The sequence below is a fragment of the Streptomyces sp. NPDC107559 genome, assembly GCF_055657365.1.
Genome location: NZ_JBVKBD010000001.1, coordinates 43,136 through 68,299 on the forward strand (window position 1 = coordinate 43,136; position 25,164 = coordinate 68,299).

Consider the following 25,164-nt stretch of genomic DNA (forward strand, 5'->3'; position numbering starts at 1 on the left):
AACTGAATTGCGTGCTCTACTTGTGGTCGTGAGGGCGGCCGGACCGGGCCGCCGGAACGTCACTTCGAGAGGGATGGTCTTCCATGGACGCGCTCTACACCGCTGTCGCCACCGCAACGCACGGCCGCGACGGCCGCGCCTACTCCTCCGACGGCAAGCTGGAGGTCCAGCTCGCCCCTCCGGTCGAGCTGGGCGGCAACGGCCAGGGCACCAACCCCGAGCAGCTCTTCGCCGCCGGTTACGCCGCCTGCTTCGCCAGCGCCCTGGGCGTGGTCGGCCGGGCCGCCAAGGTGGACGTGAGCGACGCCGCCGTCACCGGCGAGGTCGGCATCGGCAAGCAGGGCGTGGGCTTCGGCCTGAAGGTCACCCTGCGCGTGGAGCTGCCCGAGGGCGTGGACGAGAACACCGGCCGCAAGCTGGTCGAGCAGGCCCACGAGGTCTGCCCCTACTCCAACGCCACCCGCGGCAACATCGACGTCACCCTCGTCATCGAGTAGGTCCCGCCGCGGACTTCCCGCCGGCGCCGTAGTCGACCCGCGCCAGCACCTCGCCCGTCCGCCGGCTCCACGCCACCACCACCGCCTCCTCGGGCACGGTGCGCCGGCGCGTGAGCAGCAGCCAGTGCACGTGGTACCGGCGGCCGATCGCGGTGCGCTCGGCGCGGGTCGCGGACGGGGCGAGATAGGCCTGTACGTCGGCGAGCCGACGAAGCCGCACCCGCTCGTCCAGCGCCGCGTCCGGCCAGGCGGGCGCGGCGAGGTTCGGACCGTAGCCCGCGATCGCGTGGACGGCGTAGTACCCGTCGGCGATCACCACCTCGCCGGGCCCGATGTGCTGCGCGGCCCACGCGTACGCCGGCCAGTCCGGCGGCTGCTCGAACCCGACCGGGTCCAGCTCCCGGGGGATCACGGCCCCGGCCTGCACGGTGAGGAAGCCGACGCAGGCCCCGGTCGCCGCCAGCACGCCCAGCATCCTGCGCCACACCGGCCACGGCCGGGCCGCCGCCAGCTCCACGGCCAGCGCGAACTGCGGCCCCACGAGCGTCAGCCCGAGGATCCGGCCGTAGGTGTAGTGCCCGCTGAACCAGCCGTACGCCACCACCAGGCAGTCCAGCGCGGTCATCAGCACCAGCGGATCACGCCACGACGAGCGGCGGGCCCGCAGCCACAGCGCCGGCAGCCCCAGCAGGGCCAGCCAGAAGTGGCCGCCGAGATCCAGGTACAGCCGCCGGTGCATCGCGTCCACGCTGCCGTCCCCGGCCAGGGCGAACACGTCGAAGTACGGCCAGCAGGCCCCGACGGCCACGGCCACCGCGCCCGCCAGCGCCCACCGTGCCAGCACGGCCGGCCGCCGGCCCCGCTGCCATCCCGCGATGCAGGCCAGCGCTCCCGCCACCGCCGCCACCGACGTGATCGGATGGATCAGCAGGATCACCCCGTACAGCGCGCCGACCGCCGCGTACCCGGCGAAACCGCGCAGTCCGCTGGGCCCCACGTACCGCACCCGCCGGGTGTCGCGGGCTCGTGCGCCGGTCAGCGACCAGGCCCAGAACGCGAGCCCCGCCGCGAACGCCGACGGGTAGGCGAGCGTCCCGGTCATCGACATCAGGCCGAGATAGCCGCTCCACCAGGCCCGCTCGGTGCCCCACAGCAGCGTCATCGACGTCAGCGCCAGCACCGGCGCCCACGGTCGGGGCGACAGCACCTTCACGAAGCGGCCGATGCCGGTCAGCAGCACCAGCAGGTTCAGCGGACCGGCGAGCTTGACCACCTCCCAGCCGGACAGTCCCGTCAGCCGGGCGAAGACGCCCTGCGCGAGCGTGTACGGCGAGTAGTACGGGCTGCCCGCGCCCGGCAGGTCCGCCATCGGGTGGCGCGGGTGCAGCAGGTGCGCCTTGAGGCGTTCGACGACCGCCGCGTGCTGCCCCGCGTCGCAGCACAGCGGGACCCGCCAGTACGCCAGCGACATCACCAGCCAGAACAGGAAGCCGAAGACCTGGTACGGCGTGGGACGCCGCAGACGGCCGCCGCCGCGCAGCGCGGTGGCTCCGCGGGCCGGCCGTCGGACGAGGGCGCCGGAGCTCACCGGACCGGCGCGGGGGCGTGGAAGGACATCAGGGGCATTGGCCGTACCTTCCCGCCGTGATCACGGGCCCACCCGACTGTCACCTCATCGGGTGAGCCCGGCCGACCCGGCCCCGGCCTCGATCCCGGATCCCGACCCGGCCTCGATCCCGGATCCCGACCCGGCCTCGATCCCGGATCCCGACCCGGACCCGGCCACGGACCCGGACCCGGACCCGGCCACGGACCCGGACCCGGATCCCGACCCGGACCCGGCCACGGCCACGGATCCAGATCCGGACCCGGCCCGGTCCTGCGCGGGGACGACGACCCGGCCCCGTACGAGCGGCTCCAGCAGCAGCGGCACCCCCACCACGGGCAGCAGCCAGGCCAGGACGATCAGCCGGTCGCCCCAGACGGTGATGTCGGGATGCGCGGCCTGGGTGAGGAACCCGGTGAACGCGGCCGCGAGCAGAAAGCCGCCGAACGCCCGGCGCCGGCGCAGCGCCCCGCACGCCCCGGCGGCCAGCGCCGCCAGGAACAGCGGCTCGCGTACCTGCCGCCTGAGCCACTCCGGCCAGAAGTTGCCCTGGAGCTGGCGGAACTCCGCCCAGGGACGGAGCCGGTCGGGCCGCGCGAAGTGATCCGTCAGCAGGTCCTGGACGCTCTCCGAACCGGACGGGTAGTGCAGCGCGTTCGCCAGCAGCGTCGTGCCGAGCGCGCCGCAGCAGCCCGCCACCGCGACCGCGGCCGGGCCCCACCCGTGCGGCGCACCCGCCCGCCACCGCCGTACGGCGATCACCGCACCGGCCGCCGCCAGGCACCCCGCCAGGAACAGCGCCTGGGAGTGCTTCACGGCGAACAGCGCGGCCAGCGCCCCGCAGACCAGCAGCGTGCCCGCGCGGACCCGGCGTTCCAGGGCCAGCGCGCAGCCCCACACCGCCGTCAGGGTCAGCGCCAGCATCAGCCCCTCGGCCATCGGGCGCATGGCGGTGGTGCCGCACGGCAGGACGTAGAACAGGGCCTGCCCGGTCAGGCACAGCGACACCGGTACCCGCAGCGTGCGCAGGATCAGGAAGACGAGGACACCGCCCGCCACCGTGACCACGACGCTCGCCGCCCACACCCCCCACGTCACACCGAGCACCGTGACGAACGGCAGCAGGAACACGGGATAGCCGGGCCGCACCTCGAAGATCCGCATGAACCGCTCCGAGAGGTACGGCAGCGTGTGCCCGCCGGTCTGTCCGGCCGCCAGCCGCTCCTCGACGACCTGGAGCTCCCGGGCCCGGCAGTCCGCCAGGACCTGCGGAGCGGGGTCCGCCCGGTGGAAGTGCACCACGTCCACCTTCTGGTCGCGGGCGGCCAGCGCCGCCCGGCTCGCACAGATGTAGTCGATGGTGGCGGCCGCCGTCGCGTCCTTGCTCTCGCCGCGCAGACTCAGCGCGTACGCCAGGTAGTTCTTGCTGTCGGGGGTTTCCCGGCCGGTCACGTTCGCGAGCTGGAGCAGGGCGAAGACCACGCCCAGCACGAGGACCCAGGTGCGCGGCCTCACGAGGACGCGAGCAGGTCGTGTCCGCAGGCGGGTGCGGGCACCCGCACCCGCCCGGCCGCGGACGGCATGGACTCGCCCAGCAGCAGCGTCCGTACGACGCGTTCGGCGGCGCGTCCGTCGTCGTACGTGCAGAACCGCTCCCGGAAACCGGCCCGCAGCCGCGCCGACTCCTCGTCGCGCCAGCCGCCGGACGCCAGCAGCCCGGCCAGTTCCCGGTAGGAGCGCGAGACATGGCCGGGCGGCTCGGCGGTGATGTCGAAGTAGGTGCCCCGGCTCGCCGTGTACGCGGCCTGGTCGTCGGCGTGGACGACGATCGGCCGGTCCAGGCAGGCGTAGTCGAACATCAGGGCCGAGTAGTCGGTGACCAGCACGTCGGAGGCGAGCAGCACCGTCTCGACGTGCGGCTCGTCCGTCGCGTCGAGCAGCACCCCGCGCCGGTGCAGGTCCGCCAGGCCGAGCCCGCGCGCCGGACCGGTGGCGAGCGAGGGGTGCAGCCGTACGACGAGGGTGTGGCCCGGGCCCAGGTCCCCGGCGAACCGGGCCAGGTCGAGGCGGTCGACATGGCCGCCGCGCCGGTACTCGCGGCGGGTCGGCGCGTACAGCACGACGGTGTTCCCCGGTGGGATGCCCAGCCGGTCCCGGGCGGCCGCGCACTCGGCCGGTCCGGCGCCGACCAGGACGTCGTTGCGGGGGCTGCCGGTGCGGGCGGACGCGAAGTGGCACGGGTACGCCCGCTCCCACACCAGCTCGGAGTGCCGGTTGGCGACCAGGCTGTGGTCCCAGCGGTCGGCGCGGCGCAGCATCTGCGGCACGTCCAGGCCGTGCCGGGCGCCGGGTTTGTCCCGCAGATCGGCCCCCATGTACTTCAGCGGGGTGCCCTGATGGGTGTGGATGTGCACGCTGCCGGGACGTTTGACCAGGGTGCCGGGCCAGTTGACGTTGTTGACGAAGTACGTCGCCCGCGCGGTGATCTCCCGGTAGCGCAGGGAGTCGAGCAGGACGTGCTCCACGTCTTCCGGCAGCAGCGCCGGGTCGGCCGCCTCCTCCTCACCGGCCACCACCCACACCCCGCGCAGGTGCGGGGCGATCTCGCGGGCCTTGCGATAGACGGCCGCCGGGTCGCCGAGCACACCCCGGTGGGAGAACGCCGAGTACACGACGAGGTGCGGGTCGAGCGGACGGCGGGCGTGCAGCGCGGACCAGCCCCGCTCGAGCCGCCCGGCCGCCGCCCTGGACACCGGCAGGGCCCGCCGCCCGACCGCCCGGGCCGCCCGGCCGGTCCCCCGCCTCAGCAGATAGGCCGGGTAGCCGCCCTCCAGCAGCCGCAGTTCCCCGTCCGCCGACGCGCCCTTCGGCCGGTGCCTGCGGAACATCTGCGCGGTGAGCCGGAAGAACTCGGCCCGGTCCGCGGGCGGCAGCCGGTCCGGTTTGGCGAGGATGTCGAGGCAGTGCTCGCCCATCTTGCGGTGCAGACAGGGGAGCCAGCCGGCCAGTTCGGGGCGGGCGGCGACGAACGCGAAGACCCGCTCGTACTGGTCGTGGATGTCGAAGTGCTTGCGGCTGGTGGTGGACAGGATGTTGCCCTGGCGGCGCTGGCGGTAGTTCAGGCAGATCCGGTCCAGCGTGGCGATCCGCCCGGCGCTGAGCAGCACCGGGAACGTCCAGGGCGTGTCCTCGTAGTACCCCGGCGGGAACTCGAAGCCGTTCTCCGTCACGAACTCCCGCCGGTAGACCTTGTTCCAGACCACCATCAGCAGATCGAGGATCTCCGGGCGCCCGGCGGCCGTGAAGGTGCCCTCGCCCATGTCCGCGAGCAGATGGGCGAGGGCGTTGCGCCGGGTGCCGCCCCACCAGTAGGTGCGGGCGTAGTCGAAGACCAGGACGTCCGGGTCGCCGGTCTCGTCGAGCCGGTCGGCCATCGCGCGCAGCGCGCCCGGGGTGAGGGTGTCGTCGCTGTCGAGGAAGAAGAGGAAATCGCCGGTGGCGTGGGGCATCCCGGCGTTGCGGGCGCGGCCCAGGCCTACGTTCTCCGGCAGGTGCAGCACCGTGACGCGCGGATCGCGGGCCGCGTACTCGTCGAGGATCGCTCCGCAGCCGTCCGGGGAACGGTCGTCGACGGCGATCACCTCGATGTCCCGGTACGACTGCTCCAGGACCGAGTCGAGGCACTCGCGCAGGAAGCCCTGCACCTTGAAGCAGGGGATGATGACGCTGAAGCGGGGCACTGCGGGGTCAGCTCCTCACGAGAGTGGCGGCGGCGGGGGCCGGGACGCGCCGGTCGAGCGGCAGCACCGGCGGGATCGCCTCCGGCGGCTCGCCGAGCAGCACCCGGCGTACCACCCGCTCCGCGGCCCGGCCGTCGTCGAACTGGCAGAAGCGCTCCCGGAAGGCGGCCCGCAGCGCGCGGGAGCGCGGACCCGCGTACGAGCCGTCGGCGAAGACTCGGGCCAGTTCCCGCGGGGTGCGCGCCACCGGGCCGGGCGGCGCCTGGAGCAGGTCGAAGTAGACGCCCCGGGTCTCCTGGTAGACCTCCCAGTCGTCGGCGTACACGACGATCGGCCGGTCCAGGTTGGCGTAGTCGAACATGATCGACGAGTAGTCGGTGATCAGCGCGTCGGCGGCCAGGCAGACGTCCTCGGAGGAGCGGTGCGAGGTCACGTCGATGATCCGTCCGCTGCCGGTGCCGTGACCCCGGTCGTAGAAGTAGTGGGCGCGCAGCAGGACCACCACGTCCTCGCCGGCCTCCGCGCAGAACCGCTCCAGGTCCAGGCCCGCCTCGAAGCCGCTCTGGTGGTCGCGGTGCGTCGGCGCGTACAGGACGGCCGTGGCGCCCTGCGGGACGCCCAGCTCCCGGCGGACCCGGGCGACGTCCTCGGCGGTCGCGGTGAGGTAGACGTCGTTGCGCGGATAGCCGTACTCCAGCGCCTCGTAGGAGCCGGGGAAGGCGCGCTCCCACATCTGGGTGGAGTGGCGGTTGGCGGAGAGGTTGTAGTCCCAGCGGTCGACGCGGCCCAGCAGCCTGGTGAAGCTGCCGGTCGCCGCGGCCACCACGGGGTACGTCGACTGGTCGACGCCCATCTTCTTCAGCGGTGTGCCGTGCTGGGTCTGCACGTGCACGCTGCCTGCGCGCTTGACCACGTCCTCCGCGAAGTTGGCGTTGTTGATCAGATAAGTGGCGCGGGCCAGGACCTCCCAGTAGCGGCGGCTGCCGATCACCACGTGGTCGACGTCCTTCGGCATGGTGTGCGCATGCTCGGGCTCCACCAGGAACACCGACCTGATGTGCGGGGCGAGTTCACGGGCCTTGGCGTGGATGGCGGCCGGGCTGCACGCGTAACCGCGGCCCCAGTAGGCGCAGTACACGGCCAGCCGGGGATCGAGCGGGCGGCGCAGCTGCCTGCGGTACAGCAGCCGGGTGCGCAGCATCCGGGGGCGCGGGACGCTCCGGGCGGCCCGCGCCGCGGCCTGGTTGGCGCCGCGCAGGGCTCGGAACGCGGTGTACGCCCCGGCCGCCAGCAGCCGGTGCTGCACGCCCGGACTGCCGCCCGGCCTGCGGAAACCGGCCGGGCGGTGGCGCCGGTACAGGCGGCCGGCCCGGCGGAAGAAGGCGCGCCTGCGCGACGGCAGCCGCCGGGGGTGCGCCGCCGTCCTCAGCACCTGCGCGAACAGCTGCTCGAACAGGGCGGCCGTCCGCTCGCCGGACAGCCCCTGCCCGGCGGCCCGCGAGAGCACCAGGTCCGTCTGGTCGAGCAGCTCGAAGTGGTGCGCGCCCGGCTGGTCCGGCCGGCTGCCCCGACGGCGCAGCCGGTGCCGTACGACCACCGCGTCCAGTACGGCGACCCGTTCGGCCGCGATCGTGACCAGGCCGCCGAAGCCCAGCTCCGCGAAGTGGCCGTCGGGGAAGGCGATCCGCCGCTCGGCGAGGAACGCCCTGCGGTGGGCGGCGCTCCAGACGGGCAGCCGCACACAGGTCACCTCGGGCGCCCGGTCGGGGGCGAAGGCGCCCGGCGGGGCCTGGGCCAGCAGCGGCGCCGCCGGGCGGGTCGGCTCGCCCTCCCACCACGGCGTGCGCTCGTGCTCGAAGTACAGGACGTCGACGTCACCGGTGGCGTCCAGCCGGCCGGCCAGCGCGGTCAGCGCGCCCGGGGCCAGTGTGTCGTCGCCGTCGAGGAACAGCAGATACGTGCCGGAGGCCGCTCGCATCCCGGCGTTGCGCGCCGCGCCCGGACCGGCGGAGGGCGGTGAGTGCACCGGCCTCACCCGCGCGTCCCGCCCCGCGTAGCCGGCGGCGACCTCCGCCGCCGGGGCGTCGGGCGCGTCACAGACCGGGATCAGCTCGAAGTCGCCGAAGGACTGGGCGAGGACGGAGTCCAGCGCCAGGGACAGCCGGCCTCCGATCCCCGGGGACGGGACGATGATGCTGAAGCGGGGCATTCTGCTCTTTCTCTGTCGAGGTCCTGGCCGGGGTCCCGGCCGGGGGCGCGGCCCGGACCCCGACCGGGGTGGCGGCCGGCCTTCCCGGTCGGGGTCCGGTCCGGTCCGGGTCCTGGTGCTCAGGCCGTACGGACACGGCCCGGCCGCCCGGTCGGCCGCCAGGTGGGCGGCCGGGTCGGGGTGGGCCGCGAGGTGCTGAGAGGCATGGGAACTCCCGATAGGGCAAACGGCGTTCAGTGGCTGTCGGTGACGGGGTGTGGTCCGGAAGGTTGCGCCGCCGCCCCGGCGAGCGGGGAGCTCGTGAGCGCCCCGGCGGCCGACGGCACCGGGCGCCGTCGTTCGAGCGGCACGACCGCGGGCAGCCCCGGCGTCTGGCCCAGCACCACATGGCGTACGACCCGTTCGGCGGCGTGTCCGTCGTCGTACGGGCAGAACCGCTCCCGGAAGGCGGCGCGCAGCCGGTCGGAGCGCGCCCCGCGCCAGTGGCCGCTCGCGAAGACGGTGATCAGCTCGTCCTCGGTGCGCGCGACCGCGCCCGGTGGGAAGGCGCGCAGGTCGAAGTAGGTGCCGCGGGTCGCCTCGTACGCCTCCCGGTCGGCGTCGTGGATCACGATCGGCCGGTCCAGGTTGGCGTAGTCGAACATGATCGACGAGTAGTCGGTGACCAGCGCGTCCGCGGCCAGGCACAGCGACTCCACGCTCGGGTGGCCGGTGACGTCGACGATGCGGGTGCCCCGGGCCGGCGGGCCGGCCTGCCCCTGGTGGGAGCGGGCCAGGATCATGAAGCGCGGGCCCAGGCGGCGCACGAGGCGCTCCAGGTCCAGCGAGGTGTGCCGGCCGGCGCGGTAGTCGCGGTGGGTGGGCGCGTACAGGATCGCCACCGTGCCCTCGGGGATGCCCAGGGACGCCCGCAGCAGCGCCGTGTCCGCCGCGCTCGCCCGCTGGAGGACGTCGTTGCGGGGGTAGCCGTAGTCCAGCGTGGTGTAGCCGCCGGGGTAGACGCGCTCCCAGGTCAGTGTGGTGTGGCGGTTGGCGGACAGGACGTAGTCCCACTTGTCGACGCTCCTGAGGAGCTCCGCGAAGTCCATCCCGCGCGCCGCCGCCGGACGGTCCTGGAGGTCGAGGCCCATGCGCTTGAGCGGGGTGCCGTGCTGGGTCTGGACGAAGACCTGGCCGCGGCGCTTGACCAGGCGCCGGTCGAAGTTGACGTTGTTGACCAGGTACTTGGAGCGGGCCAGCGCCGTCCAGTAGGCGGCCGTGCCCGGGGTCAGCCGGCCGGTGCCCGCCGGGATCGTGTCGTGGTACTCGGGCCGGGCGATCCACGCCGTACGGATGTGCGGGGCGTGCGTGCGGAAGGCGGTCTCCAGCGCGCCCGGGTTGCAGCTGTGGCCACGGCCCCAGTAGGCCGCGAAGATCGCGTGGTCGGCGCGCAGCGGAAGGCGCAGCTGGACGCGGTAGTGCAGCTGCAACGCCCCGGCCCGCAGGGTCCTGCGCAGCCGGCCGACGAGCCGCGCGGCCCCGCGGTACAGGCCCGTCGTCCGCTGCACCGCGCGGTAGGTGCGGTGCAGGCCCAGGCGGACCAGCCCGTGCCGCAGCCGGGAGCGCAGGGAGGCGGGGGCGCCGGGGACGCGGTGACGGCGGTACTGGGCGCGGGCCCTGCGCAGGAACTCGGCGCGGGCGGCGCGCGGCAGCCGGCCCGGCCGGGTGAACACCGTCGAGAAGTGGTCGATCATCCGGCGGAACAACAGCGGCTTCCAGCAGGCGAGTTCGGGACGCGCTTCGAGGAACGCGAAGACCCGGTCGTACTGCTCGAACACATCGAAGTGCCGGCGGCTGGTGGTGCCGAGGATGTTGCCCTGGCGGCGCTGGCGGTAGTGCACGCACACCCGGTCCAGGGTCGCGAGGGACCCGGCGGCCATCAGGAGCGGATAGGTCCAGGGCGTGTCCTCGTAGTAGCCGGGCGGGAACCGCAGCCCCTCGCGTTCCACGAAGTCCCGGCGGCACGCCTTGTTCCAGGCCACCATCAGCACCCGCAGCAGGTCCGGCCGGTCCGCGAGCCGGAACGGGGCCGGACCCTCCTCGGTGAGCCGGCCGGCGAACCTGTTGCGGACGCTCTCGCCGGTCCAGAACGTGCGGGCGTAGTCGTAGACCAGCACGTCCGGCTCGCCGGTCGCCTCCAGTCGGTCGGAGATCGCGCCGAGCGCACCCGGGGTGAGCGTGTCGTCGGAGTCGAGGAAGACCAGGTAGTCGCCCGTCGCCTGCGCCAGGCCGGCGTTGCGGGCCGGGCCCAGCCCCCGGTTCTCCGGCAGATGCAGCGCCCGTACGCGCGGATCGCGCGCCGCGAACTCGTCGATGATCGCGCCGCAGGCGTCCGGGGAGCAGTCGTCGACCGCGATCAGTTCCAGATCGGCGTACGACTGCGAGAGCACCGATTGCAGGCATTCGTGCAGGTACGCCTGAACCTTGTACACGGGGACGATGACACTGAACCTGGGCACGGGACATCCATGGGTCGGCGCGGGGCGTTCTGCCCGGGAACGTCCGATGGAGTGACTTGGTTACGGTGTGTGCGGCATACGGGGGATGCCGGGTGAACGGCGAGGGGCGGGCCGATGACTTCGGCCCGCCCCTGAACCGGGCCTACTTGACCGCGCCCGCCATCACGCCGGTGACGAACTGCCGCTGGAACAAGAAGAAGACGGCCAGCGGGATCACCATGGAGATGAACGCGCCCGGCGCCAGCACGTCGATGTTGTTGCCGAACTGCCGTACCTGTGTCTGGAGCGCGACCGTGATCGGCTGACTGTCCGCGTCGGTGAACACCAGCGCGACCAGCATGTCGTTCCACACCCACAGGAACTGGAAGATGGCCAGGCTCGCGATCGCCGGGCCGCCCAGCGGCAGCACGACCCGTGCGAACAGCCGTAGTTCGCCCGCTCCGTCGAGGCGGGCCGCCTCCAGCAGTTCACGCGGGATCTCCGCGAAGAAGTTCCGCAGCAGGAACACCGCGAACGGCAGACCGAACCCGACGTGGAACAGGATCACCCCGAGGATGGACCCGAACAGGCCCAGTTTGCCGAACAGTTCGGCGATCGGGATCAGCGCCACCTGCACGGGCACGACCAACAGCCCCACCACGCCCAGGAACCACCAGTCCCGGCCCGGGAACTCCATCCACGCGAACGCGTAACCCGCGAGCGAGCCGATCGCCACCACCAGCACGGTCGCCGGGACCGTGATCAGCACCGTGTTGACCAGGGAGCCGGTGATGTCGCCGTTCTGCAGCAGGTTCCGGTAGTTCTCCCAGGTGAGTTGGGACGGCTTGGCGAAGACCTCCCACCAGCCGCTCGCGCTCATGTCGGTGGGGGAGCGCAGCGACGACAGGAGCAGACCGATCGTCGGCACCAGCCAGAACAGGCCGACCAGCAGCAGGAGGACCCGGACCAGACCGCTGTTGACCTTCGCGAGCAGCCATGCCGTCATCGCCGCACCTCCCGCCTGAGCCGCCGCACGTTGAACCACATCACCGGAATGACCAGCAGCAGCAGGAACACCGCGATCGCGCTGGCGACGCCCGGCTGGTCCTCGGAGAAGCCCTTGCGGTACAGCTCCAGGGCGAGCACGTTCGCGTCGTCCTGGGAGGACCCCGGGGCGATGATGAAGACCAGGTCGAAGACCTTCAGCACATTGATCATCAGCGTGACCGCGACCACCGCGAGGACGGGGGCGAGCAGCGGCACCGTGACCCGGCGGAACACCTGCCACTCGTTGGCGCCGTCGACCCGGGCCGCCTCCAGCAGTTCCCGGGGCACGCCCGCGAGCCCGGCCGCGATCAGCACCATCGCGAAGCCCGCCCACATCCAGACGTACGAGCCGATGATGGCCGGGGTGACCAGCGACGGGCCCAGCCAGTCCAGGCCGTTGTACGGCGCCTTGAAGTTGCTCGCGGGCAGCCGCAGCAGGGCCCCGTCCGCGGCGGCCGGGAGCGTGAAGCTGCCGTCGGCGGCGGCCTGCGCCGACGCCACCACCCGGCCGTCCTTCACCGCCTCGATCCGCATGCCGGAGTAGCCCTGCTCGGACGGGTCGGGGGCGCCGAGCGTGCCCACCCCCTTGCCGCGGGTGAAGTCCTGCCAGGTGGTGCCGGTGATCTTCCCCGGCTCGGCCTTCGGCTTCGCGGCGGGCGCGGCTCCGTCGGGCATCTGGTCGGGGGCGACACCGACGAGCGGGAGGGCGACGGCCTCGCCGGTGCGCACCGGGGTCTTGGTGACGAACCCGCCGCCCTGGGCGACGAGCGGCGACTCGCGGCCGGGGTGCGCGTTCGGGAACGCCGACGACTGCGCGAACGTGTCGTGCACCCCGACCCACACCGCGTTCGCCACGCCCTTGTCCGGGTCCTGGTCGTAGACCAGCCGGAAGATGATGCCGGCCGCCAGCATCGAGATCGCCATCGGCATGAAGACGACCAGCTTGAACGCCGTTCCCCAGCGCACCCGTTCGGTCAGCACCGCGAAGATCAGGCCGAGCGCGGTGGCGACCGTGGGTGCGAACACCACCCAGATGACGTTGTTCTTCAACGCCGTGCGGATGCCGTCGTCCGTGAACAGGGCCCGGTAGTTGTCGAATCCGGCGAAGCCGTCACCGGAGCGGTCGTAGAAACTGCGTACGACCGAGTACCCGATCGGGTAGACCACGAGCGCGCCGAGCAGCACCAGGGCGGGCAGCAGGAACAGCGCCGCCACGGTCTTGCGGGTACCGGTCACGCTCTTGCGGTTCCTCGGCCCGGCAGGGGCCGGGGGGACCCCTGCCGGGGTGTCCGGCGTCATCGCCGGATCAGCTCCCGTTCCCGTACGCCGCCGCCGCGTCCTTCTCCAGCTTCGCCTGGGTGCCCGCCACGTCGGACGGGTTCTTCAGGAAGTCCTGGAGGTCCTTCCACTCGCCCTTGCCCGGCGTGCCGCCGAACGCCTGCGGGGCCTGGTCGGACATGTCGAAGCGGAAGTCGTCGCCGGCCGCGATCAGCGCCTTGGCCATCTTCTGCTGCACCGGGTTCGGGTACACCGACGGGTCGACGTTCTTGTTCGGGGAGAGGTAGCCGCCCAGCTTCGCCTGCACGGTCGCGGCGTCCGGCGAGGCCAGGAAGGTGGCCAGCGCCTGCGCGCCCTCGGAGTCCTTCAGGACGACGGCCGCGTCGCCGCCGCTGACCACGGGCGCGGTGGCGCCGACCGTCGGGAACGGGAACACCTTCGCGTCCGTGCCCACGTTCGCCTTCGTCTCGCCGATGTTGACCTGCACGAAGTCGCCCTCGAAGACCATGGCCGCCTTCGGCTGGTCGCCGCCGGTGAAGGTCTGCGTCACGGACGCCGGGAACTCCGTCTGGAGCGCGCCGTCCGCGCCGCCCGCCACGTAGCCCTTCTTGCCCCAGACCTGGGCGAGGGTGGTCAGCGCCTCCTTCACCGAGGGGTCCGTCCACTTGATCTTGTGCTGGGCCAGCTGGTCGTACTTCTCCGGGCCCGCCTGGGAGAGGTAGACGTTCTCGAACCAGTCGGTGAGGGTCCAGCCGTCGGCGCCGCCGATGGAGAACGGGGCCACCCCGGAGTCGTAGACCGTCTGCGCGGTGTTCAGCAGCTCCGGCCAGGTCTTCGGCTCGCTCGCCCCCGCGTTCTCGAAGACCTTGGCGTTGTACCAGATCAGGGACTTGTTGGCGGCCTTGTAGTAGACGCCGTACGGCTTGCCGTCGACCTTGCCGATGTCCTGCCAGCCCTGGGAGTAGTTCTTGGCGAGCTCGGCCTGCGCCTCGGCGCCGAGCGGCTTGGCCCAGTTCTTCTGCACGGCCTGCTTGATCGCGCCCGGCTGGGGCAGCATCGCCACGTCCGGCGGCTGACCGCCCGCGATCTTCGATCCGAGGAAGTTGATGATCGGGTCCTGGGCGGGCACGAAGGTGACCTTGGCACCCGTGCGCTTCTCGAACTCCGCCAGCACCTTCTTGAAGTTCGCCTGTTCGGCCCCGGTCCAGACGGCGGCGACCGACAGCGTGGTGCCGTCCAGCTCGGGAAGGGTGACGGTGCCGCCCGCGCTCGCGGTGCTCCCGCCGTCGCTCTTCTTGTCACCGCTGCCGCCGCACGCGGTGAGCGAGAGTGCCAGTGCGCCCGCGGCGACGGCTGCCGCGGTCCTCGCGGCCGTGCGTGTCCGGTGTGTTCTGCTCGTCCTCAGCATCACTGCCCCGTTCTTCGTTCGTCGTCGAACGTCGAGCGCTTGCCCCGTGCGCTCCGGTCTACGCCGGGTCCATGGGGTCGGCAAGAGCGCATACGGTGTCAAGTGGGCGATCGTGACCGCGTCGTGATCGGGTGTGATCGGGACGGACCGGCCTCGGGGTCTGTCCGGCGGACAGACCCCGAGACGTGTCAGAGCAGGGACGGCACCTGAGCCGCCGACACCTCCCGGGCCGCCCGCTCCAGCGCGCTGGCCAGCAGCGCCAGGTCCGTCGGGCCGTTGCCCAGCTCCCGCACCGGACGGCGGGCCGGCGGGTCGCCCATGCGGGGCCAGTCCAGCGGGACGACCGTGGGGCGCAGGGTCGCCGTGCGGGGGATGCGGCCGGTGACCCGGCCGCCCTGGAAGGGGACCGTGCGCCCGTCCGCGACGCTGAGCTGTCCGCGCCCCGGCGCCGGCTCGTCCGCCCCGGACTCCGGTGCCTCCAGCGTCACCCGCAGTGCGGCCCGGCGGGCCGGTTCCGTCTCCGCCGTACGGCCGTCGGGGCCGGTGGCCGCCACGAGGTGGACGCCGAGCCGCTCGCCCTCGCGGGCCACGGCCTCCAGCGCGCGCATCACGGAACCCGCGGCGGGCCGTCCGGGCGAACCCAGCGCGGGGGAGACCAGCGCGTCCAGGTCGTCCACGACCACCACCAGCCGGGGCAGCGGCGGCGGCGCCTCGGTGCGCTGCCCGGCCGCTCCCGGCCGCAGCCGGATCGTCGCGCTGGGCGGGGAGTCGAGATCGCCCGAGCCCTCGGACCCGAGCCCCGCTCCCGGCGCGAGCCCGGCCGCGGACCCGAACCCGGGCCGGGTCGTGCCGCGTGCCGACGCCGTGCGCTGGGCGACGATACGGCCCGAGACCTCGCGGTGGGCGTGCCAGGAGGCGAAGTCGGAGCGGCCCAGCAGCTCGGCCCGGCGCTTCAGCTCGGCGCTCAGCGACTGCGCGAACTCCCGCATGCGCACCGGGTCGTTGGCGGTCAGATGCGTGGTGACATGCGGTACGTCCGTACAGACCCGCAGGCCCTCGCCGTGGCCGCCGCCCGGGTTGCCCGAGCCGTCCCGGCCGTCCACCAGCACGATGCCCAGCCGGTCGGGGCGCTCGGCGGCGGCGAGCGAGGCGACCAGGGCCCGCAGCAGCTCCGTACGCCCGCTGCCCGCCGGTCCCTCGACCAGCAGATGCGGGCCCTCGGCGACGAGGTCCACGCCGACCGGCCCGCGCGGTCCGGCACCCAGGACGGCCGCAGCCCGGCCGCCGAGCGCCTCGGCGTCGTCGCCGGCGTCGGCCCAGCGGGCCATCAGGGAGGCGGGGGTCGCCCGGGCCAGACCCAGTTCGTCCAGGAGCCGCGCCGCCTGGGGCAGTGGCACCGACACGCGCGGCTGCCGCTGGCCGGGGGCGCCGTCCGGGCGCAGCGGCGCCAGCGCCCGCCCGAACCGCTCGGCCCAGGCGAGCGAGACGGCGTCCACGGCGGCGACCGTGCCATGGCCGACGGGGCCGTGCCCGGCCGCATCCGCGGCGACCCGCATCAGCTGCACCGCCGTCGCCACGTCCCCGCTGAGCAGCGCCACCGCGCCGCACTCGCGGAACACCGGGGTCGCCGCGCAGGCCGCGTCGTACGTCTGCGTCACCGGGGAGGCGGGCGAGGCCGGGGCCGTCTCGGCCAGGCACACCACGTGGATCCCCGCCCGCGGGCCCTCCACCGCCAGCCGGGCCACCGCCGCGCGCAGGTCCGTACCCCCGGGGTCGCCGTCGACGACGACCACGGTGTACGGCCCCGGGAAGCCCTCGGCCGCGTCCGCCGCGGCGTCGTCCCGGGCCCAGGAGGGGCGCCGGGGAGAGGGCACGGCCGGCCTGCCGTACGGCTCCGACGGGTGGGCCGCGGGGGCCGGCTCCTGCGGGTGGTCCGCCAGCCGGCGCAGCAGTTCCCCGGTGCGGGCCGCGGCCTGCTCACGGTCGTAGGCGAGCAGCAGCCGGCAGTCCTGGCCGTGCGCCGGGCGCACATGGGGCAGCCAGCCCAGCCAGGCCCACTCCGCGACGCGCTCCTCCACCGGGCGGGAGCGGTCCGCGCTGAGCAGGACGATCTCCAGGGTGTCCGGGGAGTGCAGCGCGGTGAGCTGCGCCACGACCGCGCGCGCCAGCCCGGACAGCCGGGGGCGCGGTCCGGCGAGGCCCAGCGCACCCGCCTCGCGCAGATCGGCGGTCACCGGCACCGCGGGCAGCGGACCCGAGCCGTCGGGTGCGGTCCGGTCGGTGGTGCCGAGCCGCACCGTGAGCGTCTCCGGGTGCCCCGGGCCGCGCTCCCACAGCCGGGGGCCGGGGCCCAGCGCCGTCAGCAGCAGGGCGGCCGGGTCCGGCCAGGTGTCCGGTCTGCGGGGCGACAGCGCCGACGGGGCGGCCGCCCCGCCCTGCGGCTGTACGTCGTACGCGCCGGTCCCGGCCGGGTCCGGCGTGCCGCGGCCGCCGGCCAGGCGCCGGGCCCACCCGGTCAGGCCGCCGGAACGCCTGCGCGCGGCCGGCGCTCCGCCGTGGTGCGGGGCGGGGGAGAGGGGCGTGTGGAAGGGGTGCGGGGGCGCGGGGTCGGCGTCCGCGCCGGGGCCGGTCCCGGACCGGACGGCGTCCGCCGTACCGCCACCGCCGAAGCCATCGTCGCCGGAGCGGCCGGGGTCCGTGGTGCCGTAGCCGTCCGTCCGGGTCCGGCCGCCGTGGGTGTCGCCGCCGTCGCCCGTGCCGTGCGCCGGGCCGCCGCCCGGCACGGCGCCGTGGTTCTCGATCAGCGGGGCCCCGCCCTGCACCGGCACGACCGGGGGTTCCACCGGGCCGTGGGCGCGGGCGCCCGGCGCGGTCCCGGAGGCGCCCCAGCTCACCGAGCCGTAGGCGTGGCCGGTGCCCGTCTCGGGGGTGTCGGCGCCGGCCGCGGTGTCCGGCGCTCCCGGGGCCTGCGCGGGCACGGCGGACCGGCCGGTGAGGCTCGCGTCCGGGGCGGCCGCGCGGTGTCCGGCCGGGTCCTGGCCGTCACCGGCGAAGGACTCGCCCCCGGTCCCGCAGGCAACCCGTACATGCCCTTCGCCGTCGGCGGTCGTCGCCACCCTCGCCCCGGGGCCCCCGGCGGGCGCGAGTCGCAGTGCCGATTCGCCTATGCGCAGCAGGGCGCCCGGCGTGAAGCGCACCGGGCGGGCCTGCACCCGGGTGCCGTCCAGGGCGGTGCCGTTGGTGGAGCCGAGGTCGGCGACCGAGACGCGGCCGTCGGGGTCGAGGGTGACCGCGCAGTGCAGCCGGGAGACGTCTGGGTCGTCGAGCGGGACGTCGGCGTCGGCGGAGCGGCCGATGTTCACCGGGCCGCCGTGCAGCAGATGGACCCCGCCGGCGTCCGGGCCTGCCACCACGTGCAGCTGGGCCGGGGCGTCGTCCATCTCGGGGTGCGGCTCGGACTCGGCGGGGGCGCCCAGGGACAGCACCGCGCCGTCGATCAGCGGGGGTTCGCCCAGCGTGCAGCGCTGGGAGTCCAGCCGCTCCGCGCCGGCGTACAGCACCACGGGACCGCCCGCGGACTCCCGGGGGCGTTCGTGCGCGGAGCCGCCCGCCTCGCCGGAGACCGTCGAGGACAGCGCCGCCGCCACCGCCGCCAGGGCCGTGCCCGCGGGCGCCGTGACCAGCACGTCGCGGGCGGTGGCGCGCCCCCGCGGATCGGAGGGCGGACCCAGTGGGTCTACGACGGTCAGCCGGATCTGCATCGCCGTCAGCGGTCCCTTCTGCGCGGGCGCCCGCCGGGCGAGGACGAAACCTGCCGCGGTCCCCCACCGCGGACTTCCCCCACCCCGCACGAGCACGTCGGCCAGTACTGGGGGCATCCTCGCACTTGCCACCGACAATGCGCCCGCCGCCCATCGTCAAGTGATCTTGATTGGTCGGCTCTGCCCGCAAAAGTGCCTGACCCGGACCGTGCGGGCGACCGCTTGAGATCGGTCACGTTCGCTTACGGCAACCACCGTGACCCCACCGAGCGTCTTTCCTTCGAACATGTACGGGAGCAGGTACGTAAGACCCTCAGAATGACGACATCCCGGTGCCGGGCGGGGCGGCACTAGAGTGGGTCGGAACATCCGACAGTTGGGCCGGAACACCAGGCAAGCAGCAGGGAGCACATGACGTGCGGCCGGTAGGCAGCAAGTATCTGCTCGAGGAGCCGCTCGGACGCGGCGCCACGGGCACCGTCTGGCGAGCCCGCCAGCGTGAGACCGCGGGCGCCGAGGCGGCCGTGCCCGGCCAGCCCGGCGAAACCGTCGCGATCAAGGTCCTCAAGGAGGAGCTCGCGAACGACCAGGACGTCGTGACGCGGTTCCTGCGGGAGCGGTCGGTGCTGCTCCGGCTGACCCATCCGAACATCGTCCAGGTCCGCGACCTGGTCGTCGAGGGCGATCTGCTGGCGCTGGTCATGGACCTCGTCGACGGCCCCGACCTGCACCGCTACCTGCGCGAGAACGGGCCCTTCTCACCCGTCGCCGCAGCCCTGCTGACCGCCCAGATCTCGGACGCGCTCGCCGCCAGTCACGCCGACGGCGTGGTGCACCGTGACCTGAAACCGGCCAACGTCCTGCTACGGCAGAACGGCGGCCAGCTGCACCCGATGCTGACCGACTTCGGCATCGCGCGCCTCGCCGACTCACCCGGCCTCACCCGCACCCACGAGTTCGTCGGCACGCCCGCGTACGTCGCCCCGGAGTCCGCCGAGGGCCGCCCGCAGACCGCCGCCGTCGACATCTACGGCGCCGGGATCCTGCTGTACGAACTGGTCACCGGGCGTCCGCCGTTCGGCGGCGGCTCCGCGCTCGAGGTCCTGCACCAGCACCTGAGCGCCGAGCCCCGCAGGCCCTCCACCGTGCCGGACCCGCTGTGGACGGTCATCGAGCGCTGCCTGCGCAAGAACCCGGACGAACGGCCGAACGCCGTGAACCTCGCGCACGCCCTGCGGGTCGTCGCCGAGGGCATCGGCGTGCACGCGAACTCCGCGCAGATCGCCGCCGCGGAGGCCGTCGGGTCCCTGCTGGCGCCGTCCGTGGTGCCCGGTGCCGCGGACGCCACCCAGGTGCTGCCCACCGGCCAGGCGGCCGGGATGTACGACCCGAACGCCGCGACCAGCTTCCTGCCGCACACCGGGGGCCCCGCGGGCGCCGCCGACCCCACCGCCGTACTGCCGAACAGGGGCGCGGCGGACCCGACGGCCGTCATGCCGCCGGTGCCGCCGCACCAGCCCGGACAGCAGCCGGGCGGCCCGCAGGAGCCGCACCCCTGGCAGTCCCAGCTGCGGGCCGCCCGCGACCGCAACGAACAGACGCAGGTCCAGTACCTCGACCCCGGCGAGGACCCGCTGCGGCGCCGCCCGCAGCGCCAGGCCGCGCGCCCGCAGCAGCCCGCGCCGCGCCCGGCCCGGCAGCCGCAGCAGCAGCCCCAGCAGCGGCAGCCGCAGCGCGGTCAACAGGGGTACCAGCAGGGGTACGGGTACCAGCAGCCGCAGCCGCAGCCGCAGCCGCAGCCCCGGCAGCCGCAGCAGCAGCCCCGGCAGCCGCAGCAGCAGCCCCGGCAGCCGCAGCAGTACGCGCCGCCTCAGCAGCCCCGCCAGCCGCAGCGGCCCGCCCCGGAACCGCGCGAGCCCCGCCAGCGCAGTGCCAACCCGATGAAGATCCCGGGTCTGGGCTGTCTGAAGGGGTGCCTGTTCACGATCGTCATCCTGTTCGTCGCCGGATGGCTGATCTGGGAGCTGAGCCCGCTCCAGGAGTGGATCGGCACGACCCGGAGCTTCTGGGGCCAGATCGAGCACATGTACCACCAGGTGTCCGGCTGGATCGGGGACCTCGGCAGCAGCGACGTGCCGACCGGCGGCAGCGGCAACAACTGACGGCCCGGCCGGCCCGTCGGGTCGGCCCTCGGCCGTCTGTCTGGGGATTTGTCGACATCGGACAGGTGATTTCCGCCTCGGCGGTGAAGGTTGGCTCGCCGGACGCGTAGTTTTAGCGACAACACGCGTCCGTAGGAGCAGCCTTGGCACGGAAGATCGGCAGCCGGTACGCCGCCCACCAGATCCTGGGGCGCGGCAGCGCCGGCACGGTGTGGCTGGGCGAGGGGCCCGAGGGGCCCGTCGCCATCAAGCTGCTGCGCGAGGACCTCGCGTCCGACGAGGAACTCGTGGGCCGCTTCGTCCAGGAGCGCACGGCGCTGCTGGGCCTCGAACATCCCCATGTGGTGTCCGTGCGGGATCTCGTCGTCGACGGGAACGACCTCGCACTGGTCATGGATCTCGTCCGCGGCACGGATCTGCGCACCCGGCTGGACCGGGAACGCAGGCTGGCGCCCGAGGCGGCGGTGGCCATCGTGGCGGACGTGGCGGAGGGGCTCGCGGCCGCGCACGCCGCCGGGGTCGTCCACCGTGATGTCAAGCCGGAGAACGTCCTGCTGGACATGCAGGGCCCGCTGGGGCCGGGCGGCGCGCATCCGGCGCTCCTGACGGACTTCGGGGTCGCCAAACTGATCGACTCGCCCAAGCGCACCCGCGCCACGAAGATCATCGGAACGCCGGACTATCTGGCGCCGGAGATCGTCGAGGGGCTGCCGCCGCGGGCGGCGGTGGACATCTACGCGCTCGCGACCGTGCTGTACGAGCTGCTGGCCGGGTTCACGCCCTTCGGCGGCGGGCACCCGGGCGCCGTGCTGCGCCGGCACGTGACCGAGACCGTGGTGCCGCTGCCGGGCATCCCCGACGAGCTGTGGCAGCTGATGGTGCAGTGCCTGGCGAAGGCACCGGCCTCGCGGCTGCGCGCCTCGGAGCTGGCGGCCCGGCTGCGCGAGCAGCTGCCGACGCTGGCCGGCATGCCGCCGCTCGACGTGGACGAGCCGGACGCGGAGCCGGGTGAGGCCCCGACGGACGAGGCCGGGGAGCCGTCCGCGCCCGCCGGTGAGCGCGCGGTGCGCCGGCGCGGGGCCGTACCCCTGGTGCCGGGCGCGAAGCCGGACTCCAACCGGGACACGCACACCTCGATGCGGGTGCCGGGCCCGGACGAGCTCGCGGGCGGCGCCCTGGGCACGGCGCGCGTGCCGCGGGCCGTGGGGACGCCCCGGCCCGGATCCGCGCGCCACCGGGCCTCGGCGCGCAGACGCCGGGTGACGCTGGGGACGGCCGCGGTGGTCCTCGTGGCCGCGGTCGGGGTCGGCACCTGGTGGGCGACGGCGGGGGACGACGACGCGGGGACGCCCCCGCAGGACTCCAAGCACTCGGCCCCGCAGACGCCGTGACCTGAGCGGGCCGGACAGGACACGTCCCGACCGGACGGGACCCGACCGGACCGGACCGCGGGGCCCCGCCCGTCGACCGGCCCGTCCCGGCCGGGACGGGGCGGGCTCGCTCCTGCCCCGGCGCTCGTCGCCCGGCGGAGCCGTTACGCTGGATGCGTGGCAGTCGTCGATGTATCCGAAGAGCTCAAGTCCCTCTCCTCGACCATGGAGTCGATCGAGGCCGTTCTGGACCTCGACAAGCTGAGGGCAGATGTCGCCGTGCTCGAGGAGCAGGCGGCCGCGCCGTCCCTGTGGGACAACCCGGACGAGGCGCAGAAGATCACCAGCAAGCTGTCCCACCTCCAGGCCGAGGTCAGGAAGGCGGAGGCGCTGCGCGGACGGATCGACGATCTCGTCGTGCTCTTCGAGATGGCCGAGGAGGAGGACGACCCGGACACCCGCGCCGAGGCCGAGTCCGAGCTCGCCGCCGTCCGCAAGGCGCTGGACGAGATGGAGGTCCGTACGCTCCTGTCCGGCGAGTACGACTCCCGTGAGGCCCTCGTCAACATCCGCGCCGAGGCCGGTGGCGTCGACGCCGCCGACTTCGCGGAGAAGCTCCAGCGGATGTACCTGCGGTGGGCGGAGCAGAAGGGCTACAAGACCGAGCTCATCGAGACGTCGTACGCCGAAGAGGCCGGCATCAAGTCGACCACCTTCGCCGTGCAGGTCCCGTACGCCTACGGCACCCTCTCGGTCGAGCAGGGCACGCACCGTCTCGTGCGGATCTCCCCCTTCGACAACCAGGGGCGGCGGCAGACCTCCTTCGCGGGCGTGGAGATCCTGCCCGTCGTCGAGCAGACCGACCACATCGAGATCGACGAGTCCGAGCTGCGGGTGGACGTCTACCGGTCGTCCGGCCCCGGCGGCCAGGGCGTCAACACGACCGACTCCGCGGTCCGGCTGACCCACCTCCCCACCGGCATCGTCGTCTCCTGCCAGAACGAGCGGTCGCAGATCCAGAACAAGGCGACCGCCATGAACGTTCTCCAGGCGAAGCTGCTGGAGCGGCAGCGCCAGGAGGAGCGGGCCAAGATGGACGCCCTCAAGGACGGCGGCAGCTCCTGGGGCAACCAGATGCGTTCGTACGTCCTGCACCCGTACCAGATGGTCAAGGACCTGCGCACCGAATACGAAGTCGGCAACCCCGAGGCCGTGTTCAACGGTGAGATCGACGGCTTCCTCGAAGCCGGGATTCGCTGGCGCAAGCAGCAGGAGAAGTAACCGACGGAACGATTTGTCGACAAGGCAACTGCCGCCGAACAGGCGGCAGTTGCCTTTTTTCCGCCCCTGTGACTGGGCTTTTCGTCACACTCTCGCCCGCAGGGTCCGGCATAGGCCCCGTACGAGGACATCGCGCGCGCAACGGCCTTGACGTTGCTTTGAAAAGTGGGAAGGGTAAAGCGCGGCATGCGTATCTCTGGGGCGCATGTGAACCGGGGGCGCGGCGAACTTCTCAGCCGTCCCCGTTGATCACCGCCCCCGTACGCGGCCCTCACTGACGATCGGCTACTGGGGGTAGCAACCAGATGACCAAGAAGACGCGTATCCGCTTCGCGCGGATAGCCGCGGGCGCCGTGATCGCCGCCGGAGCCTCGCTGACGGTGGCCGGTGCCGCCTCGGCCCTCGACCTCGGCGTCACCACCGTCGGCGACGATCCCTGCGACATCGTGGTGGACCCGAGCTGCTCGACCTCGGGCGGCACCGGTACGGACGGCGGCACGGGTACGGACGGTGGTACGGGTACGGACGGCGGCACCGGTACCGACGGTGGTACGGGTACGGACGGTGGTACGGGTACGGACGGCGGCACCGGTACCGACGGCGGTACGGGCACGGACGGTGGTACGGGTACGGACGGCGGCACCGGTACCGACGGCGGTACGGGCACCGACGGCGGTACGGGCACCAACGGCGGTACGGGTACGGACGGTGGCTCCAGCTCCACCGGCGGTTCGAGCTCCACCGGTGGTTCCAGCTCCACCGGCGGTTCGAGCTCCACGGGCGGTTCCAGCACCACCGGTGGCAACACGAACACCGACACCAACGGCACCAACGACAACTCCGCGCAGGAGGAGGGCTCCTCGGCCCTCACCGACACCTCGGAGGCGTCCAACACCGCGGCCCAGAGCAACGGTGAGCAGCTCGCCGAGACCGGTGCCGGCCAGACCGCTTTCCTGCTGATCGGTGCCGCCACGATGATCGCCGGTGGTGTCGCCTTCCGCGTGCTGCCGCGTCTCGCGGGCGGCCGTGGCGGCGCTGCCGTCTGACGGTGACCGATCCAGTACGGAACGTGCGTGCCCGTACACGGACATGAGAAAGGGCCCGGAACGAAGCCATCGTTCCGGGCCCTTCGTGCGAGCCGCGTACCGTGCCTACACGGTCTGGTGCGCGAGCAGCGCCACCGCCGCGATCAGCACCGCCAGCAGCGCGATCAGCGTCATCGGGTTCATGCCTGCGAGGAAGTTCTCCTGTTGCAGCCGCTCACGGTTCGCGCGGCACACGGGGCATCGGCCCTCGTTCACGGGCGCCGCGCAGTTCGCGCACACCAGCCGGTCGTACGTCATGCGCTCACCCTCCTCGCACCGGTTCACGTACACAACGTTCTCCGAAGCGAGAACGTTCCCCTCCCACTGTGCCAGGTTCCGCCGAATTCGGCGCGGCCCCCTTTATGCTGCCCCGACACCCGGTCCGGCAGGCCTGCCGCTGTGACGGAAAACGCCCGCACAAAAGCACACATCCAGCACGCAACCATGACCGGAGCCTGCGCTTGCGCGCCCGGGTCGCGTATGGTCACGCTCATCTACCCCCGGCGACCCGTGGTGCATCCGTGATCCGATTCGACAATGTCTCCAAGGTCTACCCCAAGCAGACCCGCCCCGCACTGAGGGATGTCTCCCTCGAGGTGGAGAAGGGCGAGTTCGTGTTCCTCGTGGGGTCCTCCGGCTCCGGGAAGTCCACCTTCCTGCGGCTGGTTCTCCGCGAGGAGCGGACCAGCCACGGGCAGGTGCACGTCCTGGGCAAGGATCTCGCACGCCTCTCCAACTGGAAGGTGCCGCAGATGCGCCGCCAGCTGGGGACGGTCTTCCAGGACTTCCGGCTGCTGCCGAACAAGACGGTGGCGGAGAACGTCGCCTTCGCTCAGGAGGTCATCGGCAAGTCGCCCGGCGAGATCCGCAAGTCCGTGCCGCAGGTGCTCGACCTGGTCGGGCTCGGCGGCAAGGAGGACCGTATGCCGGGCGAGCTGTCCGGTGGTGAGCAGCAGCGCGTGGCCATCGCGCGGGCCTTCGTGAACCGGCCCAAGCTGCTGATCGCGGACGAGCCCACCGGCAACCTCGACCCGCAGACCTCCGTCGGCATCATGAAGCTGCTCGACCGGATCAACCGGACGGGTACGACGGTGCTGATGGCGACCCACGACCAGAACATCGTGGACCAGATGCGCAAGCGCGTCATCGAGCTGGAGCAGGGCCGCCTCGTCCGCGACCAGGCGCGCGGCGTCTACGGCTACCAGCACTGACCGCACCGTCCACCCCGAAAGGCCCAACCAGA

At 73.4% G+C, this 25,164-nt stretch carries 16 protein-coding genes; 6 read left to right on the plus strand and 10 right to left on the minus strand.

What is annotated here, in order from left to right:
• Positions 1-83 precede the first annotated feature (83 nt).
• Complete coding sequence (locus ACZ7OY_RS00160) at positions 84-497, plus strand: organic hydroperoxide resistance protein (protein ID WP_471909302.1); 414 nt, start codon at positions 84-86, stop codon at positions 495-497.
• Here ACZ7OY_RS00160 and ACZ7OY_RS00165 read toward each other — a convergent pair.
• The 9 genes from ACZ7OY_RS00165 to ACZ7OY_RS00205 all read right to left on the minus strand — a co-directional run bounded on the left by ACZ7OY_RS00165 (position 487) and on the right by ACZ7OY_RS00205 (position 18,023).
• Entirely contained in the window at positions 487-2,085 is a 1,599-nt protein-coding gene (locus tag ACZ7OY_RS00165) for a hypothetical protein (protein ID WP_471909303.1), read from the minus strand. The genes ACZ7OY_RS00160 and ACZ7OY_RS00165 overlap by 11 nt on opposite strands.
• 84 nt (positions 2,086-2,169) lie before the next feature.
• Positions 2,170-3,618 carry a hypothetical protein gene (locus ACZ7OY_RS00170; RefSeq protein ID WP_471909304.1) on the minus strand — a complete coding sequence of 483 codons (1,449 nt, stop codon included), beginning with the start codon at positions 3,616-3,618 and terminating at the stop codon, positions 2,170-2,172.
• Positions 3,615-5,843, minus strand: coding sequence for a bifunctional glycosyltransferase/CDP-glycerol:glycerophosphate glycerophosphotransferase (locus ACZ7OY_RS00175; protein ID WP_471909305.1), 2,229 nt, complete (start codon positions 5,841-5,843; stop codon positions 3,615-3,617). Before ACZ7OY_RS00175 ends, ACZ7OY_RS00170 begins: the two co-directional genes overlap by 4 nt.
• A 7-nt stretch (positions 5,844-5,850) precedes the next feature.
• The gene (locus tag ACZ7OY_RS00180; RefSeq protein WP_471909306.1) at positions 5,851-8,052 is read right to left on the minus strand and encodes a bifunctional glycosyltransferase/CDP-glycerol:glycerophosphate glycerophosphotransferase; all 2,202 of its coding nucleotides are present in this window, start codon (positions 8,050-8,052) and stop codon (positions 5,851-5,853) included.
• Positions 8,053-8,285: 233 nt separating this feature from the next.
• Positions 8,286-10,550 (minus strand): bifunctional glycosyltransferase/CDP-glycerol:glycerophosphate glycerophosphotransferase, encoded by a 2,265-nt coding sequence (locus tag ACZ7OY_RS00185; protein WP_471909307.1) that lies wholly within the window; start codon positions 10,548-10,550, stop codon positions 8,286-8,288.
• A 142-nt stretch (positions 10,551-10,692) separates the two neighbouring features.
• Positions 10,693-11,535, minus strand: coding sequence for a carbohydrate ABC transporter permease (locus ACZ7OY_RS00190; protein WP_471909308.1), 843 nt, complete (start codon positions 11,533-11,535; stop codon positions 10,693-10,695).
• Positions 11,532-12,812, minus strand: coding sequence for a carbohydrate ABC transporter permease (locus ACZ7OY_RS00195; protein WP_471909309.1), 1,281 nt, complete (start codon positions 12,810-12,812; stop codon positions 11,532-11,534). Before ACZ7OY_RS00195 ends, ACZ7OY_RS00190 begins: the two co-directional genes overlap by 4 nt.
• A gap of 70 nt (positions 12,813-12,882) precedes the next feature.
• Positions 12,883-14,262 (minus strand): ABC transporter substrate-binding protein, encoded by a 1,380-nt coding sequence (locus tag ACZ7OY_RS00200; protein ID WP_471909310.1) that lies wholly within the window; start codon positions 14,260-14,262, stop codon positions 12,883-12,885.
• Between the two features lie 188 nt (positions 14,263-14,450).
• Positions 14,451-18,023: an FHA domain-containing protein gene (locus ACZ7OY_RS00205; RefSeq protein WP_471910328.1), complete on the minus strand. Its 3,573-nt coding sequence runs from the start codon at positions 18,021-18,023 to the stop codon at positions 14,451-14,453.
• Between the two features lie 416 nt (positions 18,024-18,439).
• Here ACZ7OY_RS00205 and ACZ7OY_RS00210 point away from each other — a divergent pair, with 416 nt between their 5' ends.
• From ACZ7OY_RS00210 to ACZ7OY_RS00225, 4 genes are all read left to right on the plus strand, one after another.
• Entirely contained in the window at positions 18,440-20,185 is a 1,746-nt protein-coding gene (locus ACZ7OY_RS00210; protein WP_471909311.1) for a serine/threonine-protein kinase, read from the plus strand.
• A 143-nt stretch (positions 20,186-20,328) separates the two neighbouring features.
• Positions 20,329-21,576 carry a serine/threonine-protein kinase gene (locus ACZ7OY_RS00215; RefSeq protein WP_471909312.1) on the plus strand — a complete coding sequence of 416 codons (1,248 nt, stop codon included), beginning with the start codon at positions 20,329-20,331 and terminating at the stop codon, positions 21,574-21,576.
• A gap of 156 nt (positions 21,577-21,732) precedes the next feature.
• Complete coding sequence (gene prfB, locus ACZ7OY_RS00220) at positions 21,733-22,836, plus strand: peptide chain release factor 2 (RefSeq protein WP_469391898.1); 1,104 nt, start codon at positions 21,733-21,735, stop codon at positions 22,834-22,836.
• Positions 22,837-23,141: 305 nt separating this feature from the next.
• Complete coding sequence (locus tag ACZ7OY_RS00225) at positions 23,142-23,882, plus strand: hypothetical protein (protein ID WP_471909313.1); 741 nt, start codon at positions 23,142-23,144, stop codon at positions 23,880-23,882.
• 105 nt (positions 23,883-23,987) lie between these two features.
• Here the strand turns inward: ACZ7OY_RS00225 and ACZ7OY_RS00230 are convergent, their stop codons facing one another.
• The gene (locus ACZ7OY_RS00230; RefSeq protein WP_152885102.1) at positions 23,988-24,179 is read right to left on the minus strand and encodes a hypothetical protein; all 192 of its coding nucleotides are present in this window, start codon (positions 24,177-24,179) and stop codon (positions 23,988-23,990) included.
• 263 nt (positions 24,180-24,442) lie between these two features.
• Between ACZ7OY_RS00230 and ftsE the strand changes: the two genes are divergently transcribed.
• Positions 24,443-25,132: a cell division ATP-binding protein FtsE gene (gene ftsE / locus ACZ7OY_RS00235; protein WP_351608273.1), complete on the plus strand. Its 690-nt coding sequence runs from the start codon at positions 24,443-24,445 to the stop codon at positions 25,130-25,132.
• Positions 25,133-25,164 lie beyond the last annotated feature (32 nt).